This window comes from Corynebacterium sp. KPL1814, assembly GCF_000478175.1.
Lineage (GTDB): Bacteria > Actinomycetota > Actinomycetes > Mycobacteriales > Mycobacteriaceae > Corynebacterium.
This window is the reverse complement of the sequence record NZ_KI515774.1, coordinates 72,553-91,725: the sequence shown is the minus strand read 5'-3', so window position 1 is coordinate 91,725 and position 19,173 is coordinate 72,553. Positions and strand designations below refer to the sequence as shown.

Sequence of the window (19,173 nt, the reverse complement as noted above, 5' to 3'; positions counted from 1 at the left end):
GCCTAGTTCTTGCGGAGATTCAGTTCAATGCGCGGGCGCACCTGGATCTCCGTGAGCTGGGTCGTGGGCCCAGCCTCCACGACGGTGCGGATGGCGCGCGCCACCTCTACGGGTGCAATAACCTCGTTCGGGTTGTAGTCCTGCAGGCCCTCCAGCATCGGGGTATCGGTGGGGCCTGGCGCCACGGAGGAGACGCGGATGCCGGGCTCGGAGATACGCAGGGCATCGGCAAGCGCATACAGCGCGTGCTTCGTTGCTGCATAGACCACGTTATCGCCGTAGCTCTTGCGCCCCGCCCCCGAGTTGATGAAGACGACGGTGCCCTCTGCCTTGCGCAGCTGCGGCAAGAGCGCGCGGGTGACCTCCGCCGGCGCGTGGACGTTCAAGTCCATGTGTGCGCGCCAATCTTGCGGGGTGGCCTCTTCCACCGAGAACTTCTTGGCGCGCGCCGCGCCGTGCACGAGGACATCGACCCGCTCTAGCTCGGGCAGCTGCATGCCCTCGTCTAAGCCGGCGACCAAGTCGCTGGCAACCGGCGTGATATTCGCGGCCTCTGGCAGCTCATCGGCGCTGCGGCCCAGCGCATATACGTGGTAGTCACGGGCGAGGTCCTTGATGATCTCGCGCCCCATGCCACCGGTGGCACCGGTAACGACGGCGATTTTCTCTGGCACATTCGTGGTATCAGTCATGCCACCCCATCATAGGCAAAATGCTGCATCCCCGACGCGACACCGCAGTGTCCTCTACCTACCGATAACGCTCCGGAACATTGGCCTGGCCCAAGGTGAGCATAAGGCGATTAGCCCAGTTGAAAAAGGAGGATGCATAAATGATATCCACGATGGACTGATCGTCGAATCCGGAATCGCGCAGCTCAGCGCAGAGTTTAGCGTCAAAGCTTATCGGCGATGACGTCAGCACCAGAGCAGCGCGGCGAATAAGATCCCATTCTAGAGAACCGAGATCCGCCGTGATGCCCTCTGCAAGTAGGCGATCCACGATTTCCCTCTCCCCGCCTTCTTTCACGCACCGCGCCTGGTGCACGGATGCGCAGTAAACGCACCCATTGAAACGCGAAACAACGGTAGCGGCTAGTTCCCTATCCGCGCGTGATAGTCCTCCCTCAGTGTTGTAGAAAATATCCAAGTCCGTCAGGGTACGCGCCTTCAGGGCGGCGGGATCTCGGGCGAGAACGCGGAAGTACTCGGAGTCAATGCGCTCGGGCTTAATGAGCGCATCCATATGCGCCGGGGTGAAGTCCTCTTTGGGAAGTGGCGCCACCCACGGCAGCCAACCGAGTGAGTGATTAACAAAATGATCTGGGATAACCCCGTCGGGCTGAAGAGTATTCTCGGTCGCCTCCCAGTCAGGCTGGACTCCGCCGGTAGCACGGCGCGCTTCCGAGACAGTGGGAACCTGCCCCGAAAGCACGCTCAACCCGTGAGCTACGCGGAGTTGAAATGCGAGGAAAGATACGAGCTGGGAAAGGCTCACGATATCGGTGGCAGACCACCCAGCGGCATCGAGATGACCAAGTGCCTGAGGGGACGCGTCCTTGGGGTGGAAAGTCAAGAGATGCGCCCAGTCACACGCAGCGGATAAGCGCTTCCCTAATGCTCCTTCGGAGTCTTTGGCTTCCCCAGCAGCGTTTTCGCCAAAGACGAGAAAATCCGCGTCTTGGTACGGCCCCGTCGATGCCCCGCGTCGGGCCGCGGCGCGAACTGCGGCTACAAGGGGCTCGCTTGCTTCATCGCTGAGTAGGTCGAAATAGAATTCCGCCGCGGGCGCATGATTGATGGCCGCGGTAAAGGCAGCAATCGCGTAGCGTTCGGCATAAGAAAAGGTGCCAGGGTCTTCCGGTTCGAGCAACGCAGTAAAACTTAACTGGGCATTGTCTTGGGCTTGCGGGCGTGCTGTGCGCAGGCGCTGTACTTCTTGGGAAGCACCGGAGAATTCGTTGATAATATCTACCATCGGTGTCACCTTTCTATCGATATGATTAAAGCGAATGGAGGGGCTTAGTTGGACTTGGACTACAGCCCTAAGTTTAGGTCGCCCGCGCGGTAGCGTGAGCCGGGAATGGCCGCGATAAGTTCACGGGTATAGGCCGTTTCCGGATGCGCAAAGACCTCTGCGGTGCGGCCCGATTCCACCTGCTGCCCATGGGACAAGACAGATACCGTATCCGAAATCTGATTGACCACGGCCAAATCGTGCGAAATAAAGATATACGTCAAATCTAGTTCTTGTTGCAGTTCATCCAGCAGACGAAGGATCTGCGCTTGCACGGTAACGTCAAGCGCCGAGACGGCCTCATCGAGCACTACCAGCTCCGGCTCGACGATCATCGCACGGGCGATAGCTACGCGTTGTCGCTGCCCGCCGGATAGTTCCTTCGGCTTGCGGCCTGCCATCGCCGAATCAAGAGCAACCAAATCCAAGAACTTCTGTGCCTTTTTATTAGCATCGCGCCGCGAAGCTCGCGTGAAGTTCCGGACCGGCTCAGCGATCGTTTCCCCAATACTCAGACGCGGATCGAGCGAACTAAATGGGTTTTGGTACACCAGTTGAATCTTTTGCCGCAGTTCCCGCAGGCGCTTTCCCTTCACATCCGTCAATTCCTCACCCGAGAGCCGAATGGTTCCTTCGGTGGGCCGAGAAAAAAGGGAAATGGCACGACCGGTGGTGGTTTTACCTGAACCTGACTCGCCTACAAGGGCGTGGGTAGTGCCTCGCGCAACCGTAAAACTTATATCGCGCACGGCATTAAAATCCCCGAACCGTTTGCTCACCCCTTCCACTTCCAATAAAGGCGTGGCCCCTTCGGTTGCGGTGCGGCGAGTAAGGGTGGGAGTGGATAATGAGGGGGCATCGGCAAGCAGGCGCTTTGAGTACTCATGCTGGGGCGCGGTTAACACATTGGCGGCCACTCCAGACTCGCGCACATGGCCCTTTTCCATCACCACGATGGAGTTAGCGCGATCCCCGGCCACGGCAAGATCGTGGGTAATAAACAATATGCCCATAGTTAGTTCATCGCGCATATCATCTAGCAAATCCAGAATGATCTTCTGCACGGTGACATCGAGCGCCGAGGTGGGCTCGTCTGCAATGATAAGTTCCGGTTCCAATGCTACGGCCGCGGCAATCAACGCGCGCTGCTTCATGCCTCCGGAAAGTTCATGGGGGTACTGGCCGTAGCGGCGCTCAGGATCATCAATGCCGACGCGTTCCAAGAGCTCCACCGCGCGCTGCCGGCGAGAGTGCTTAGAGCCCTGCGAACGCACGGCCATGCCTTCTTCCACCGCGGCACCGATGGTTTTTAGGGGATTCAGGGAATTATTGGGATCCTGCGGGATCAAAGCGATGCGTCGACCACGCAATTCACGCCATTGTTTCTGCGAATATTGCGTGACATCGCGGCCATCGAAAAAAATAGAACCGGATACGATGGAGGCATTTTCCGGCAACAGACCGATGGCTGCCATTGCGGAGGTGGACTTACCGGAACCAGATTCACCGACAATGGCGGTCATTTCACCAGCGTTTACTTCAAGGTTAATGCCGCTAGCGGCCTGAAACTCGCCTTTGTCTGTGCGATAAGTAATGGACAGATCTTTTACGCTTAGAAGAGACATTAGGCAGCCTTTCGCAGTGTCTGGCTTAAGTGATTAGCCGCAAGTACAACGGCAACAATGACGGCGCCGGGGGCCAAGGTTAGCCAGCCGGCAGTGGCGATATAGTCACGCGATTCCGAAATCAATAGTCCCCATTCCGGCGTAGGTGGCGGAGTACCATAACCCAAAAATCCCAGGGTGGCCAGCTGCAAAATTGCCAGACCAAATTGCAATGCAGCGACTGCAAAAACTGCGGTCAAGGAGTTAGGCAAAATATGACGGGTAAGCACTTGGAAAGGAGTGCCACCCGAGCCGTAGGCAGCCTCCACAAAGTCTGATTCGGCAACGCTTAATACCTGCGAGCGGGCCAAGCGGGCAAAAGTGGCAACAGAAGTAATACCGACAGCAATAGCGGCGTTAAAGGTGCCATGCCCCAAAACAATGATGACAGATAGCGATAGCAGGAGGCCCGGAATGGATAGGAGCACATCCACAACGCGCATAATGACCGCATCCACCCAGCCTTTCTGTACGCCGGCAATAATGCCAAGCAGCGTGCCTACGGTGAGACCGAAGAGCACCGCAATGAGGGCACCCAGCAAGGATTGGCGTGCGCCGTAGATGACGCGAGTATAAAGATCGCGTCCTACAGCATCGGTACCGAACCAGTGTTGCGAGCTGGGAGCCAATAGTGCCTGTGTATCGCCGCCCTGGTTTGGATCCTGGGAGGCAAAAAGATGCGGAAATAGCGCGCATACAACAGCGAAAGCTAATATCACCACGGAAATTACGGAGCCGGGAGAGATCAGGAGTTTCTTCGTCTTAAGATTCATGCTTGAGCCTTCTTTTCATCCGCTTTACGGTCCGCGCGTTGCACCCCGACGTGGTGAGTGGCATGCGACGTTGCGGCGGAAGTGGCACTACCCTTATCCCGGTCACGCAGGCGAACATCGAGAACTGGGTAAAGCAAATCCACTACAAGGTTGATGAGGACAAATACGGTTGCCGCCAGCACCACGATGGCGAGTAGCACCGAGGTATCGCGATTTGCTACAGCGTCCACGGTCAGCGCACCGATACCGTGGCGCGCGAAGACGGCCTCCGTCACCACGGAACCGCCCACTAGCTCGCCGAAGGTTAGACCAGCCATGGTAAGCGCCGGCAGGATGGCATTGCGCAGGACGTTGCGCCATAACAGCCAAGCTTCGCTTGCCCCCTTTGCGCGTACTACCTGTACAAATGACATATCCATCACCTCATCGATAGACCGCATGAGCACCTGGGCCAGCGGCGCGGAGACGAAAAGCCCCAAGGTAATCACCGGTAGGACCAGCCCCTGCGCTGTAGAAGCACCGATGACTGGGACCCACCCCAGCGCGAAGGAGAATACTTGGATCAAGATGATGCCTACCCAAAACGTTGGGGCCGAAACCAATACGGAAGGCAGGCCGCGAAAGAATCCGCGCAACCACGCGAGCGGGCCAAAGGTAGCGGCGATGGCAATGACAAAGGCCAGAACCACCCCAAATAGGAAGGCAAGCAGCGCAAGGGCGAGGGTAGACGGCAGGGCATCAGCAAGCATGTCTGCCACGGGCGTACCGGTGGCCACGGAAAAGCCGAAATCACCGGTGATAAACCCGCCTAGAGCATTCATATAACGGTTAACTAGCGGCTCATCGGCCCCGTAAACCTCTCGAATGGTGGCTAGCTGCTCAGGGGTAAGACCCAAGTTGGGATTGTCGTAGCGGGAGGCAACGGCATCTCCGGGAAGCGCGGTAAGCAGGATAAATGCCACGGTAAACGTGGCCCAGATGACCACAATGGCTTGGCCTATTCGCAACACAATCGATGTTGGACTCATGTCTTATTCCTGCCCTTCTTCCGCATTGATCTTCACCGCATAAAAGGAAGGGCGACCGATGGCTTCGGTGGTAAAGCCCTCCACATAGGGCTGGAAGCCATAAACTTGTGGTTCCTCAAAGAGCGGCAGAATATAGGCCTGCTCCGAAAGGTAATCCTGCATCCGGCCGCTCATTTCGAGGCGTTCTTTTTCGCTCTTTAAAGAGAAATACTCCTCCACCATGTCCTGCAACTTGGGATCACCGAAGGAATCGGTTCCTTCGTCATAATTGAGGAAGGAATTGCGACCTTTGCCATTGATCCAGGTGGCCAAGGTATCCACGTTGGCGCGCCCAACCATGGAATGGCGCACCTGTACGGAATCCTGGTCCTTCATGGCTTTATCCTGTGCAGTCCGGTCTCCCGGATAGAGGTTTGCTTCAACCCCGATGTTTTTCAGCATCTCTTGGACCTTGGTAAACATCTCACGCGAACGAGGCTGCGGAACGGATTCATTAAACGTCAGAGAAAGCCGCTCGCCATCTTTCACGCGAATGCCATCCTCGCCTGGAATCCAGCCGGCTTCATCGAGTAGGCGTCGGGATTTATCCGGGTCAAAGGCATAATTTTCGGATTGATCCTTAAAGCCTACGGCGGTGCGAGCGAGGATGGACGAACCCTTCGAATAAGAATCCGAATACAAAGTGCTCAGGATATTATCACGATCGATGGCGTGAATCAGTGCTTGGCGTACGCGCTTATCAGCAAGCAGCGGGTGCCGGAAGTGGAAGTGGTAGCTATTATTCACACCCCGGGTTGGGGCAGCCAGGACCTGAAGGTTCTTATCTTTCAAGTGCTTCTCATCGGGGGCTTCGATCTGACGGGCGATATCGGATTGATGAGCCACGAGGGACCCCACGCGCACGGAATCTTCGGCCGCCAGCACCACATTGATGCCCTCAATTTCCGCAGGGCCTTGGTGGTCTTTCCGGGCGGGAGGCGCCCAGTCATAGTCCTTGCGCGCCTTTAGCACCAGCTTGGTGCCCATATCCTCTTCCTCAATAACAAAGGGCCCCGAACCAGAAATATCGGTTGCGTGGCCAGGTGAAAAGCCCGTGTCATCCAAGTCCAAGGTGTCATTAGACAACAGGGCCTGGTTCATTACGGACGTGGATTGCGGGAAACCTGGGGACGGCTCGCTGAAGTAAAACTTCACCGTGTAGTCATCAATGACCTCGGATTTCACGTAATTGGGAAGCTGCTCCGACGGGGTCAGCATGCGGGAATCATCACCCTTGGCATACAGGTCATAATTCTTTTTCACGTTTGCTGCATCCAGCACGGAACCATCGGAATAGGTCACGCCTTTACGAATATGGAACGTAAATTCCGTGTCATCCGCATTGGTGTCAGGCAGGTCCTCCGCAATCCATGGGTGAAGCTCCAAGGTTTCTGGGTCCTGCCAGAGGAGGCGGTCCGCGATGTTATTGAGCACGCCGCCGTTGGGATAATAGCCGCCCGCCGGTGGATAGAGGTTATTGAACATATTCGGCTCGGCATAGGTCACCATGCCATTTTCGGCCGCGTGGGTAGTATTCGCGCACGAACTTAGCGTTAGAACAAGCGCGGTGCTAGCAACCACCGCGGCGAGAGGCTTTAAAAGCCGATGTAGAGACTTCATAAGGGAGGTCAATTCCTTAAAGGTTGAAGTTGGACCAGCCCATTAGAACACACCGTCGCCACAAACACAAGACCGCATGGTCTACCCTCTATCCAGCACTCATTGTGGTTTACTAATTTTACGACAGACATCTTGGTCTATTCATCTAAAACAAGGGAGTCCAATAAAACTGTCCAGGAGGGCGGTGTGGCACGATAGGAGTTATGGCTACTCCTGCAATCGCGATCGTCGGCATGGGCCCGCGTGGCATCTCCATCTTGGAACGCCTCACCGCCCGCATGGATGATTCCAGCTCCCCCGTCACCGTTCACCTCATCGACGAGGCCCAGCACGGCGCCGGCCGCGTCTGGGAAACTGACCAAACCAAGACCCTGTGCATGAATACGCGCGCGGGCGCCGTCACGCTTTTTACCGAGCCCGGCGCGACGGTGAACGCCCCGGTGCTCGAGGGGCCGACGCAATACGAGTGGATCCAGCTGCTGCGCGGCGAGGGTAATAAGGTAGCTCCTGCCAAGCGCGAGCTTTTTGCCCAGCACCCTCCGGCCCCGCATGTTGCCACTGAGTACCGCGCGGAGCTGGCCGCTACCCGCCCGGAGTCCAACCCCACGCGCGCTTTATACGGCGAGTACCTGCGCTGGGCCTATGACGTGGTGGTAGCCCGCTTGCCCGAGAGTATTTCTACGGTGAGCCACCACCACCGCGTGGAGACCATCACCACGGATGGCTCAGCCGATATCCTGCACCTAGACGATGGCTCGCAGGTGCACGCCGATGCCACGGTCCTAGCCTATGGCTGGATGGCGCCGCGCTTTAATGATGAGGAGCAGCGCTTGGCGGAATCCGGGCTGCGCTGGATCGCACCGGGCAACCCCGTGGAACAAGACTATGGCGCCATTCCCGCCGGTGAAGACGTGTTGGTGCGGGGGCTGGGCATGGGCTTTTATGACATCATGGCGCTAACCACCATCGAACGCGGTGGCAAATTCGTCGAGGATGCCACCACTCGCTCTGGCCTGCGCTACGAAGCGAGCGGGAAGGAACCACACTTCATCGTCGCCTCCGGCCGCGGTTATCCCTTCCACCCCAAGTCCGAGTACAACGAGCTGCCGCCCACGATGCCGCGGCGGCGGTTGCATGGGGTCATCGGGAAGCTCCAGGGCGCCGAGGACATCGACTTTGACGCCCAGGTTTGGCCCGCCATCGCACGCGATAGCTACGAGGCGTATATAACCGCGCTGGAACGGGTGGATCCGGCGGCGCTGCTTCGCCCGCGGGAAGAGATCCTCGCGGTCATCGATGCCACCGCGCCAGATGATCTGGGCACCGCCCTCGCTCCCTTGGTCACCCAGCCGTGGGATATGACAGACCTCATGTACCAAGTTGCTGGATTTACCGGCGATATTTCGGCGTTGACCTCCCACATTGCGGATTCCCTGGCGGACGATATCCAGGAGGCGGCCGCCGGCCACGATTCGCCAATGAAGGCCGCGCTGTGGTCGCTGTCCCAGTCGCGCAAGCCCGCCTCCATCCTGGGCGCGGAAGGCCGCTATACCCGCGAGTCCCGCACAGGCCGCTACGCGCAGTTCATGTCCTTTGGGCAGATGGTGGGCTCAGGCCCTCCGCTGTTCCGCGTGCGCCAGCTGCTCGCGCTTGTCGATGCCCACCTGGTCCACTTCCTCGGCGATCACCCCACCCTCGCTATCGAGTCAGACCATTTCACCCTGACCTCTGGCCCGCGTTCGGCATCGGCGCCCACGCTTGTCGATGCCTTTATGCACAAGCCCGATATCCGCGTCGCCGGCGATCCGCTCACCCGCGGATTGGTCGAGAGTGACCGGGTGCGCCCGTTTGCTGATCATGGGCAGGACACCGGCTCCCCCGAAACCGATGGTGCCACGCGGCGCACCGTCCATCCGGATGGCAGCCTGGATGAACGACTGCATATCGTCGGCATTCCCACCTATGCGCAGTGGCCGGATACAACGATTTCCCCCATGCCAGGCACGGATCCACTCATGCTGCAGGAAACCGATAAGACCGCCGGTTCCCTGCTCAAGGTTGCCGGCGGCCACTAAGCACGCGTTTTAGAGCGCGTTTTAAAGGGCGTCGAGGGCCTGCTGTAGATCCGCCAGCAGGTCATCGATGTCCTCGATGCCGATAGAGATGCGCACCATGTCTTCCGGCGGCACCAGTTCCGATCCTTCGGCCGAAACGTGGGTCATGTTCTGCGGGTGCTCGATGAGCGATTCCACCCCACCCAGCGATTCCGCCAGGCAGATAAGGCGCGTATTCAAACAAATCTGCTTGGCGTGCTCTGGGTCATGGAAGCGCACGGACATCATGCCGCCGAACCCGCGCATCTGCTGCGCCGCCAGTTCGTGGCCAGGGTGCTCTGCCAATCCCGGGTAGCGCACCTGTTTGACCTCTGGGCGGGCCTGTAAGAATTCCGCCACCTTTTGCGCATTGGCGCAGTGGCGGTCCATGCGCACGCCGAGGGTCTTAATACCACGCGCGGTCAGGTAGGCATCGAAGGGCGAGGCGACCGCGCCCACGTTGCCCTGGAAGTACAGCAGCTGCTCATCCACCTCGGGGTCATTGGTAACTACGGCGCCACCGAGGACATCGGAATGCCCACCCAAGTACTTCGTAGTGGAGTGCAGAACGTGGTCCGCGCCGAGTGCGAGCGGGTTCTGCAGGTACGGCGTGGCGAAGGTATTATCCACCAGCACCTGCGCATTGCCCTTGACCTTGGCCACCGCCGCAATATCGGTGATATTCAGCGCCGGATTGGTCGGGGTTTCCAGCCAGATGAGCTTGGTATTGTCCTTTACCGCGGCGGCGACGGCATCGACATCGCAGGTATTGATAATGGACATCTCCACGCCCCACTCCGTGAAATCATTAAGCAGGCGGTAGGAACCGCCGTAGGAGTCATTGCCCAAGATGACGTGGTCACCGGGGCGCACCAAGATGCGCACCATCGTATCGGCGGCTGCCATACCAGTGGCAAAGACGCGCGCGTAATCCGCGCCCTCCAGCGCGGCCAAGGTCTTTTCGAGGGAGCGAACCGTCGGGTTGGCCACGCGCCCGTATTCGAAGCCGCCGCGCAGCTGCGCGAGGCCATCCTGGGCGAACGTAGTCGAGGCGTAGATCGGCACGTTGATGGATCCCATGTGCGGATCCGGGTGATATCCAGCGTGAATGGATCGGGATGAAAATCCTTTTGCCAAGTTATGCGCGCTGTGTTCAGTCATGCCTCCCAATCGTAGACTAAGCGGTTCATCCACACCGGCCATTCGGCAATTTATATTCGGTTCCACGCGCGCTGCGAATTCTGCGCTGTCAGTGAGATTTCAGGATTCTTCTCTAGAATGGGTGCGGTTAGCTTGTGTCCACGATCAAGAAAGAATGATGAGTACGAACTTATTTACCATGGCTCAGGGCGCTGCAGAGAAAAAAGACGATGCAGTCGAGTCCGTATCGAGCTTCTGGAACGACGAGAACGTTCAGCTTTGGCTTATCGAGCGGCCTATTCGCATCGGCCTCATTATCATTTTGGCCTTCATTGCGCACTGGGCGCTGCGCCACCTCATCAACCGGCTGGCGAAAAACAGCATTAAGGCTTCCACCCTCAAAAAGCCCAGCCGCAGCCGCAGCAGGTCTGCGGAGGACGGCCAACCGGATGACACCCTGCGAGAAACCAGGGAGGCGCGCCGCGCCTCGCGCATTAAGACCCTCGCCGGCGTAGGGCGCTCGGCGGTCGCCATCGTGGTCTGGGTTTCTGCCGGCATTGCCATCCTGGACGAGTTGGAAGTCAACGTCGCCCCGCTGATCGCCTCAGCCGGTGTTATCGGTGTCGCCCTCGGCTTCGGTGCACAGGAACTGGTCCGAGACTTCCTCTCCGGTATTTTCATGCTCATTGAGGATCAATACGGCATTGGCGATGTCATTGACCTGGGCAACGGCGTCTTCGGTGACGTCGAGTCCATTTCCCTGCGCATTACCACCGTCCGCGATATCGACGGTGCCCTGTGGTACGTCCGCAACGGCGAAATCCTGCAGGTGGCTAACCACTCCGATGAGTACTCCGTTGCCCGCATCCAAATCCCTGTCGGGCTATCCAATGACCCAGAGGTTGCCGGCGAGGTCATCGACAAGGCCGTCAAGGATGCCGTCAAGGACGAAAAGATCCGCAAGATGGTGCTCAGCACCCCGCGCATCGACGGCATGTCCAAGTTCGAGCCGGACTATGTCTCCTTCCGCGTGTCCACCAAGACGCTGCCGGGCCGCCAGTGGGACGTCCAGCGCTTTGTCCAGTCCCGCGTCCTCAATGTCATGCACGCAGAGGGCATTACCACCCCGTATCCACACGGCATCGGCATTGCCAATCCGCACAAGGGAGACGATGCCTAAATGAATTCCGTCTATGAAGCCATCGGTGGCACCCCTACCTTTGAACGCCTCGTACATGGCTTTTATGACCAAGTCAAAGAAGACGACGTAATTGGCCCCATGTACCCGGATCAGGATTGGGAAGGCGCGGAACAGCGCCTTACCTGGTTCCTGATTCAGTACTGGGGCGGTCCCCAACACTTCTCCGAAAACCGCGGCCACCCGCGCCTGCGCATGCGGCACGCAACCTTCCCCATCGATATGGAAGCCCACGATCGCTGGCTCGAGCTGATGGGAAAATCCCTCGATAGCATCGAGGAAGACACCATCCCGCCGGCATATCGCACCATGATTTGGGACCACATGCAGCGCGTCGCCGCCATGCTCATCAATAGAGCTCCTTAACTTTTCAACTTTTTGTAGCGCTGCCTGTGCAAGGCGTTACAAGCTGCACGAAGAGGCCCGCGCACTTCCACATTAGGTAAGTGCGCGGGCCTCTTTTACTGTGCGCTAGCGCCGGGTTAGTACTGCCGGATGCTTAGTCTTTCCAGTCGAAAGCCTGGCGTACCGGCTCAGATACCAGCTTGCCCCCGCGGGTCATCACGCCGGAGCGAAAACCTGGGAAGCGCTCGATCGCGGCATCCAGGTTGTCGTTGGCCACCGCGCGGACATACGGCAGCGTCGCCGAGGCCAAGGCGCGGGCCGAAGTATTGGCCACCGCACCGGGCATATTGGCCACGCAGTAGAAGAGGGTGTCGTGCACCTTGAAGGTCGGTTCGTCATGGGAGGTCTTGCGCGAGTTCTCGAAGCAGCCGCCCTGGTCGATGGCGACATCGACAAGCACCGCACCCTCCTTCATCTTCTTCACGGTCTCCTCGCGCACCAGCTTCGGTGCCGCAGCGCCTGGAATCAGGACGGCGCCAATGACGAGATCGGCCTCCTCCAGCTCCTTATCCAGAGTGGATGGGTCAGAGATCAGGGTACGCACGCCGCCGGCGTACTGGTCATCAAAGCGCTGCAGGACGTGTGGATCCACGTCCAGGACCGAGACTTCTGCGCGCAGACCGTGCGCCATGGCCACGGCGGACGCACCTACCTGGCCGCCGCCGATGACCACCACGCGCGCAGGCTGGGTGCCCGGGATGCCAGAAACCAAGAGGCCGCGGCCGCCCTGGGTGGACAAAAGGTGGTGCGAGCCCTCGATGACGGCCAAGCGCCCGGCAACCTGGGACATGGGGGTCAAAAGCGGCAGGGTGCCGCGGCGGTCCGTAACGGTTTCATAGGCAATCGAGGTCGTCTTCGATTCCGTCAGCGCCTCCGTCAGCGGGCGATCCGCTGCCAAGTGCAGGTAAGTAAAGACGGTGAGATCCGAGCGCAGGTACTGGTACTCGGACTCGAGCGGCTCCTTTACCTTCAGCAGTAGCTCGGCCTTAGCCCACGTCTCGTCCGCAGAATCGACGATGGTGGCCCCTGCCTCTACGTACTCCTCATCGGGGAAGGACGCGCCTACGCCTGCGCCCGATTCGATGAAAAGCTCGTGCCCATCAGTAACCAAAGTCCGCACCTCGGTTGGGGTGAGGGCAACGCGGCTTTCATTATTCATGATTTCTTTGGGTACAGAAATGCGCACGGAGGTTCTCCTTCATGTGTTGGTTACAGAGGCGAAAATTTACTTCACGCTGTCAGGTTAACGCAGAATGAGAAGGAGAATATAAGTTTGTGCGTATTTCACGAACGGGGGTGGAAGCTAAAATCCCGTTTTCCCAGATACCGCAGTATATAGGGTTAAAAATGCGCGCACCGGGGATACCCACTACCCCCGACTATTGGGTTATAGGTATTAATCACTGTCCGTTTTGGGTGACGGAATACCAGATTCGGGGAGTTTTACAGCACGGATAGCCGCGTGGAACGGTAAATGCTGCCGAACGGTGCATCAAGGCGCACCCACCGGCCAAGGCTCGATACTCGCAGGTGTCGCGGAATATCCATGGAGGCAGAACACCCCGGGATTAGGCCCAGGTTGGTGCAGGCGAAGATCATCCGCATCGGAATTTCCACCGTTTGGCCGTTACCCTCAACCGTGACCACGGTCTGATTAAGCAAGCTGGGTGGCGGGCCCATGGGCCCAGAAAACTCCCGGGCCAGCTTCTGCCCTTGGTCCGAGAGTTCGCGAACTACCGTCACCGGCAGGGTATCCACCACGCTAAAGCCGGTCGCCGGGGGCAATGCGCCCGGCCACGACGCATCGCGGGATGGGCCGAGTTCCATAACGCCGGTGCCATCGTTTTTCGCGAGCTGTTGCTCCAGCGTCTCGGCGGACACCACTGCCCCATCGCGAGAGACTATCCCCTGAACGCGACGGGAGGCGACGACCTCGAAGGGGGTGGTGACGAAAGCGTCAACGACGTCATCGGCAAGCTGGCGCAGACGCACCGACGCATTCGCCTCTACCCCGACTGCGCGCGCAAGAAGGGCCCGTAAGCCAGGTCCTCCGCTGCGAACTTCAAGCGACTCGGTGACCATGGCTAACGGGCCCTACCTTTCTTTATGTGCCTAGTGCGCCATTTAGGAGGCGCTCATCTGCAGAATATCCTTTTCCTCATCCGTAAGCGGGCGCGGGGTGTGCTTCTTCTTGTCAATGACTACCTGCACGCAGTTCACCGTGGCCGCTACTTCCCCAGCGGCAGTCTTGACCTGCTGGGACGTGGTAAAGGATGACGAACCGATCTGGGAAACGGAGGTTTCCACGATGACGTGGGCGTTGCCCTCAAAAGGAATGGGCCGCATATAGTCCACGTCCAGATGGCGCACCAAGGCCATAAAATCGATGCCCTTGGCATAGATATTCTCCTTGGCAAAAGCCAAGCGTGCCTCCTGGGCAACTTCGATATAGTTGGCGTTCATCATGTGGCCATACATATCGAAATCGCCCCAGCGGGTGGGCACTTGGTGGGTATGCGCGTTATCGGTCGCCATCATTCTCCTCAGGATTATCGGGTGAGCTTGCGGTGAGTTACGCGAGAAGGACGGGCAGCGTCTTCTCCCAGACGCTCCACCTTGTTCTTCTCGTAGTCCCCAAAGTTACCTTCAAACCAGAACCATTGCCCCTCGGCAACGTTGCCTTCCCACGCCAGAATGTGGGTACAGGTGCGGTCCAAGAACCAGCGGTCGTGGGAAATAACAACGGCGCAGCCAGGGAATTTCTCCAAAGCGTTTTCTAGCGAACCCAGGGTTTCGACGTCCAAGTCGTTGGTGGGCTCGTCAAGAAGGATAAGGTTGCCGCCCTCTTTCAAGGTCAGCGCCAAGTTCAGGCGGTTGCGCTCACCACCGGAGAGCACCTTCGACGGCTTTTGCTGATCCGGGCCCTTGAATCCGAACGCGGACAGGTATGCGCGCGATGGCATCTCGTTTTGGCCAACGTGAATATAATCCAGCCCGCCGGAGACAACTTCCCACACGGTAGCTTCTGGGTCGATATTCTCGCGGTTCTGGTCCACGTAGGACAGCTTGACGGTCTCGCCGACTTCAACGGAGCCATCATCCGGTTCTTCCAAACCGACGATGGTCTTAAACAGCGTGGTCTTACCCACACCGTTCGGGCCGATAACGCCGACGATACCGTTGCGCGGCAGGGTGAAGGACAAATCCTTGATCAGGGTGCGATCGTCGAAACCCTTGACCAGGTTCTTCGCCTCGACGACCTTGTTGCCCAAGCGCGGCGGGGTAGGAATCTGAATTTCCTCGAAGTCCAACTTCTTGTACTTCTCCGCCTCCGCAGCCATCTCTTCGTAGCGCTCCAAACGCGCCTTGTTCTTGGCCTGGCGAGCCTTGGCACCGGAGCGTACCCATTCCAGCTCGTCCTTCAAGCGCTTGCGCAGCTTGGCGTCCTTCTTACCAGCAACCTGAAGGCGCTCTTGCTTCTTATCCAGGTAGGTGGAGTAGTTTCCCTCGTACGGGTACAGCTTGCCGCGGTCCACCTCGCAGATCCAGCCCGCCACGTGGTCCAAGAAGTAGCGGTCGTGGGTGACGGCCAGGACGGCACCTGGGTAATCCGCCAAGTGCTTTTCCAGCCACTCCACGGACTCGGCGTCCAGGTGGTTGGTGGGCTCGTCCAAAAGCAGCAGGTCAGGCTCCGTCAACAGGAGCTTGGCCAGGGCCACGCGGCGGCGCTCACCACCGGAAAGGTTGGTCACTGGGGCATCGGAAGGCGGGCAGCGCAATGCCTCCATTGCCTGCTCGATCTTGGAATCAACCTCCCATGCATCGGCGGCATCCAAGTCCTCTTGCAGCTTGCCCATTTCTGCCATGAGCTCATCGCTGTAATTGGTCGCCATTTCTTCGGCGATTTCCTCGAAGCGCTGCTTCTTTTCAAAGATATCGCCAAGGCCCTCCTCGACGTTGCCGCGCACGGTCTTTTCTTCATTCAGCGGCGGCTCCTGCTGCAGGATGCCCACGGTTGCGCCTGGGTCGAGGAATGCCTCACCATTGGAGGACTGATCCAAGCCGGCCATGATCTTCAGAATGGAGGACTTACCGGCACCATTGGGGCCGACCACACCAATCTTGGCGCCCGGGTAGAACGCCATCGTGACATCATCAAGGATGACCTTATCGCCAATTGCCTTGCGCACGTTTTTCATCGTGTAGATGAATTCGCCCACTTTTACCCCTTTGCAAAAATTTGGGAGACGTATTTATCTACACAAACACTACATCAGAATGCGTGCCTAGGTGCCTCGGGTCGGGCGAACCCGAGGCGGATGGCTGGCGCTATGCATGCACGGTTTCGGCGGTCTCCTCCTCTTGCGTTGCCACTTCCTCGGCCTCTGGGGCTACCACGCTATTTCCCGCTTGGATGCGGTCTGCAGCGGTATCGGCGGCGGTATCTCCCGGCGCGGAGTTATCCACGTCTGGCTCTACCTCATTATCGCCAAGCTCCGGGATGGCGATGTTTTCCTGGTTATACTGCGGTGCCAAGCGTTTTGCGCCGATGACGTGGCGGTTCAGATCTAGGCCCACATACTGTGCCTTGATAAAGGTGCGGTAATGATCCTTGCCCTCATCATCGCGCCACTGATCGGAGACAATCGAACCGCAGACGAGCAGCGGCATGCCCTTGGCCAAGGATTTCTTGACGTTGATGGCAAATTGGTTCCACATTTCCACGTCAATAAAGAGGTGGTCTACATCGCGCCATTGCTGCTGGCCGCGCTGGTTTTCCGCGTCGGTGCCGGTATCGGCGGGGCGGTCAGGAACGCGCCGTGAGGATGCGATGCGCAGTTTGGTTTTATATGCGCCGGTCGAGGTCTTGGTCAAGATCGGGTCTTGGGTAAGGCGGCCGGTGAGCATCACTGGGTATTGAGACATGGTGCTGAGATTCCTTTACTGGGTTGTGAGTTCGCGAGTGGTATGTCCCTCGCTCGCCTTCACATCCTGCTGCCGCAGCGCAACCCACACCATGCTGTAACCACCGGCACTGTGGATAACTCGTTGTCCCCTTCAACAAAGTGGGGCCAAGATGGTCACCTTCGGGTGGGTTATCCACAAGTGGGCGACTATTTAGTGCCCGCGGAACCCGCTTTCATCGCCGTGGCTCATATCCTCCAGCATCGCGTTATAGCGGGCGAGCTCAGCGTCATCGTCCGCCTCCGCCTGCACGTCGTGGCGCCGCGCGGTCGCGCGGTCATCGCGAAGCCAATCCAAGAAGAGCTTGCCAAAGACAATGACCAAGGGGAATTGGCCAAAGCCCCAGGCGATGCCCCCGCCAACGCGCTGATCCTGCAGCAGGTCATGTTCCCAAGGCAGCTCGAGGTATTGATAGAAGTCGAGGCCAAGCACCGTTTGCAGCTGCATCAGGTACACGCCGGCGAAGAGGTGGAAGGGCATCGACAAGAAAAGCATGCCAAGCCGGAAGGGCGTGGAATGGCGCTTGGGCAGGGGATCTGGGCCAATGACCTCCCAGAAATAGAAGTACCCGGAAATGAGGAACACGTAGTTCATGATGAGGTGGCCGGCGTGCTCCGAAATGGCGAATTCGTACAGGCTCGGGAAAAGATAGAGCACGTAGAGGAAAAAGAGGTATTGCGCCAAGTTCACGAAGGGATTGGTAATGATCCGCACGAACTTGGATTGGGTCAGCGCCAAGGCATAATCGTGTGGGCTGGGCTGGCCCTTCGGGCCTGGCTCGTAGGCCTCCATGACCAAGGTGACGGGCGCGCCTAGCACCATGAGCAGCGGGATGGTCATGGACAAAATCATGTGCACCAGCATGTGGATGGAATACATGGCAGGCATGTACAGGCCGAGGCCCGTGGACATGACGAGCGTCAGCCCTAAGGAGCCGACCATAAACCACGCTGTGCGCCCCTTGTCCCAACTCAACCCACGCTTGTGCACGCGGTAGACCAAGTAGCCATACGCCGCGGCCAAGAGTAGGCCAATCGTGCCAAACATGATGTCAAAGCGGAACATCGTCCAGATATTGAATACCGTGGGCGCCTCATGCAGGTTATAACCCATAAGAATCTGCATGGAGCTCAAATTCGGGTCACGCGGTGGCGGTGGCACGGTGCGCCCCAGAGTGATGGCTACGCCAATCGTGCCCGCCATGACTGCGAGCTCCACGATGGCGATGCGGATAAAGAGCCGCGGGTTTTTATCCAGCTGCGGAATGGTGAGTTCGCGGTGGATAAGCCCCATAATGCCCAGCAGGATGGTGAGCACGAACTTGGTGATCAAAATGATGCCGTAGGGCGATTGCGGCAGGTCCGAAATGTCCATCCGGATGAGCGTGTTGATGAGGCCGGATACCGCCAGCACGACGATGGCCATGAACGCGATGGTGGAATAGCGCTTGACCGCAAAGGCGAGGTTCGGGCCCAAGCGCCGCCCGTGCGCGATAAGCGCCATCAAGCCACCTACCCACAGCATCACAAATACCAGGTGCCACAGCAGCGAGTTCGTGCCGTAATCGTGATCGCCGCCGGTCGCTGAGTGGCCCTCAAGGCCGATGGGGACTACTTGCAGGATCGACAGCAAAAGCAGGGCCGGCTGCATGGCCCAGGTACGGCTAAGGCTGCCAATAATTCCCACGGCAAGAGCAATGAGCACTGCGATTCCCCACACGATGGTGGAAGAAATTTCCGTAAAGGCCATTTTCAGAATGGTCAGGTTAAAGACCTTAAAAAACGGCGTGCCGGTCAGGTCCGACATGATCATCGGGATTTCTACCAGCCCCACGGCCGCAACGCCGAAGGCCGACCACGTACCGGTGCGGGCGGCGATATGGCCGTCGACCGATAACGGTGCCCCGATGAGGGAATCGTTCTCCCCGCGCGGGGCGATAAGAAACGACGAGGCCAAAAAGGACCCCACAGAAAGCGCCATCAATAGCCACGCCAGTCCACGAAACAGCGGCAGGCCAAAGGTGGTAATCCGCCCGGGGTCCGGAATGCCCAAGGCAGCCAAGGAATCCGCCAATAAGAACAAGGAAATGAATCCGGCGAGCAAGCCAGCAAAAAGCATTGCTGCAATAAAAATACCCCAGGAAGGACGGGGTTTTTGCGTTCCAGACTGCGTGCCTTTGACCAGCTTATTGACCATAGCTCGCATTCTATAGGGCCACCCTAATACAAAGCG

16 protein-coding genes are annotated in these 19,173 nt (G+C 58.4%); 3 read left to right on the top strand and 13 right to left on the bottom strand.

Annotated features, from left to right (window positions below):
* Positions 1–2 precede the first annotated feature (2 nt).
* The 6 genes from HMPREF1257_RS00450 to HMPREF1257_RS00425 are packed head-to-tail and all read right to left on the bottom strand — an operon-like array spanning position 3 to position 7,140.
* Positions 3–692, bottom strand: a complete 690-nt coding sequence (locus tag HMPREF1257_RS00450) for an SDR family oxidoreductase (protein WP_023023597.1) — start codon at positions 690–692, stop codon at positions 3–5.
* 58 nt (positions 693–750) lie between these two features.
* Positions 751–1,977, bottom strand: a complete 1,227-nt coding sequence (locus HMPREF1257_RS00445; RefSeq protein WP_023023599.1) for an alkylhydroperoxidase domain protein — start codon at positions 1,975–1,977, stop codon at positions 751–753.
* A 59-nt stretch (positions 1,978–2,036) separates the two neighbouring features.
* Entirely contained in the window at positions 2,037–3,641 is a 1,605-nt protein-coding gene (locus tag HMPREF1257_RS00440; protein ID WP_023023602.1) for an ABC transporter ATP-binding protein, read from the bottom strand.
* On the bottom strand, positions 3,641–4,453 hold the full coding sequence (locus HMPREF1257_RS00435; RefSeq protein ID WP_023023604.1) for an ABC transporter permease: 813 nt from the start codon (positions 4,451–4,453) through the stop codon (positions 3,641–3,643). Before HMPREF1257_RS00435 ends, HMPREF1257_RS00440 begins: the two co-directional genes overlap by 1 nt.
* Positions 4,450–5,481, bottom strand: coding sequence for an ABC transporter permease (locus HMPREF1257_RS00430; RefSeq protein ID WP_023023606.1), 1,032 nt, complete (start codon positions 5,479–5,481; stop codon positions 4,450–4,452). The genes HMPREF1257_RS00435 and HMPREF1257_RS00430 overlap by 4 nt, the downstream gene beginning before the upstream one ends.
* Positions 5,482–5,484: 3 nt before the next feature.
* Positions 5,485–7,140 (bottom strand): TIGR04028 family ABC transporter substrate-binding protein, encoded by a 1,656-nt coding sequence (locus HMPREF1257_RS00425; RefSeq protein ID WP_023023608.1) that lies wholly within the window; start codon positions 7,138–7,140, stop codon positions 5,485–5,487.
* A gap of 203 nt (positions 7,141–7,343) precedes the next feature.
* Between HMPREF1257_RS00425 and HMPREF1257_RS00420 the strand changes: the two genes are divergently transcribed.
* Positions 7,344–9,215 (top strand): FAD/NAD(P)-binding protein, encoded by a 1,872-nt coding sequence (locus HMPREF1257_RS00420; protein ID WP_023023610.1) that lies wholly within the window; start codon positions 7,344–7,346, stop codon positions 9,213–9,215.
* Between the two features lie 21 nt (positions 9,216–9,236).
* Here HMPREF1257_RS00420 and HMPREF1257_RS00415 read toward each other — a convergent pair whose 3' ends face one another.
* Positions 9,237–10,394, bottom strand: a complete 1,158-nt coding sequence (locus HMPREF1257_RS00415) for a cystathionine gamma-synthase (protein ID WP_034658136.1) — start codon at positions 10,392–10,394, stop codon at positions 9,237–9,239.
* Positions 10,395–10,548: 154 nt separating this feature from the next.
* Here HMPREF1257_RS00415 and HMPREF1257_RS00410 point away from each other — a divergent pair, with 154 nt between their 5' ends.
* Positions 10,549–11,553, top strand: coding sequence for a mechanosensitive ion channel family protein (locus HMPREF1257_RS00410; protein ID WP_034659037.1), 1,005 nt, complete (start codon positions 10,549–10,551; stop codon positions 11,551–11,553).
* Complete coding sequence (locus HMPREF1257_RS00405) at positions 11,554–11,937, top strand: globin (RefSeq protein ID WP_005277863.1); 384 nt, start codon at positions 11,554–11,556, stop codon at positions 11,935–11,937.
* 133 nt (positions 11,938–12,070) lie between these two features.
* Here the strand turns inward: HMPREF1257_RS00405 and ald are convergent, their stop codons facing one another.
* The 6 genes from ald to HMPREF1257_RS00375 all read right to left on the bottom strand — a co-directional run bounded on the left by ald (position 12,071) and on the right by HMPREF1257_RS00375 (position 19,146).
* Positions 12,071–13,162 (bottom strand): alanine dehydrogenase, encoded by a 1,092-nt coding sequence (gene ald / locus HMPREF1257_RS00400; RefSeq protein WP_023023617.1) that lies wholly within the window; start codon positions 13,160–13,162, stop codon positions 12,071–12,073.
* A 257-nt stretch (positions 13,163–13,419) separates the two neighbouring features.
* Positions 13,420–14,058, bottom strand: a complete 639-nt coding sequence (locus HMPREF1257_RS00395; RefSeq protein WP_023023619.1) for a hypothetical protein — start codon at positions 14,056–14,058, stop codon at positions 13,420–13,422.
* 42 nt (positions 14,059–14,100) lie between these two features.
* Complete coding sequence (locus HMPREF1257_RS00390; RefSeq protein ID WP_034659036.1) at positions 14,101–14,514, bottom strand: thioesterase family protein; 414 nt, start codon at positions 14,512–14,514, stop codon at positions 14,101–14,103.
* An 11-nt stretch (positions 14,515–14,525) separates the two neighbouring features.
* On the bottom strand, positions 14,526–16,196 hold the full coding sequence (gene ettA, locus HMPREF1257_RS00385) for an energy-dependent translational throttle protein EttA (RefSeq protein ID WP_023023623.1): 1,671 nt from the start codon (positions 16,194–16,196) through the stop codon (positions 14,526–14,528).
* Between the two features lie 109 nt (positions 16,197–16,305).
* Complete coding sequence (locus tag HMPREF1257_RS00380; RefSeq protein WP_023023625.1) at positions 16,306–16,902, bottom strand: single-stranded DNA-binding protein; 597 nt, start codon at positions 16,900–16,902, stop codon at positions 16,306–16,308.
* 192 nt (positions 16,903–17,094) lie between these two features.
* The gene (locus HMPREF1257_RS00375) at positions 17,095–19,146 is read right to left on the bottom strand and encodes a cytochrome c oxidase assembly protein (RefSeq protein WP_023023628.1); all 2,052 of its coding nucleotides are present in this window, start codon (positions 19,144–19,146) and stop codon (positions 17,095–17,097) included.
* Positions 19,147–19,173: the final 27 nt, after the last annotated feature.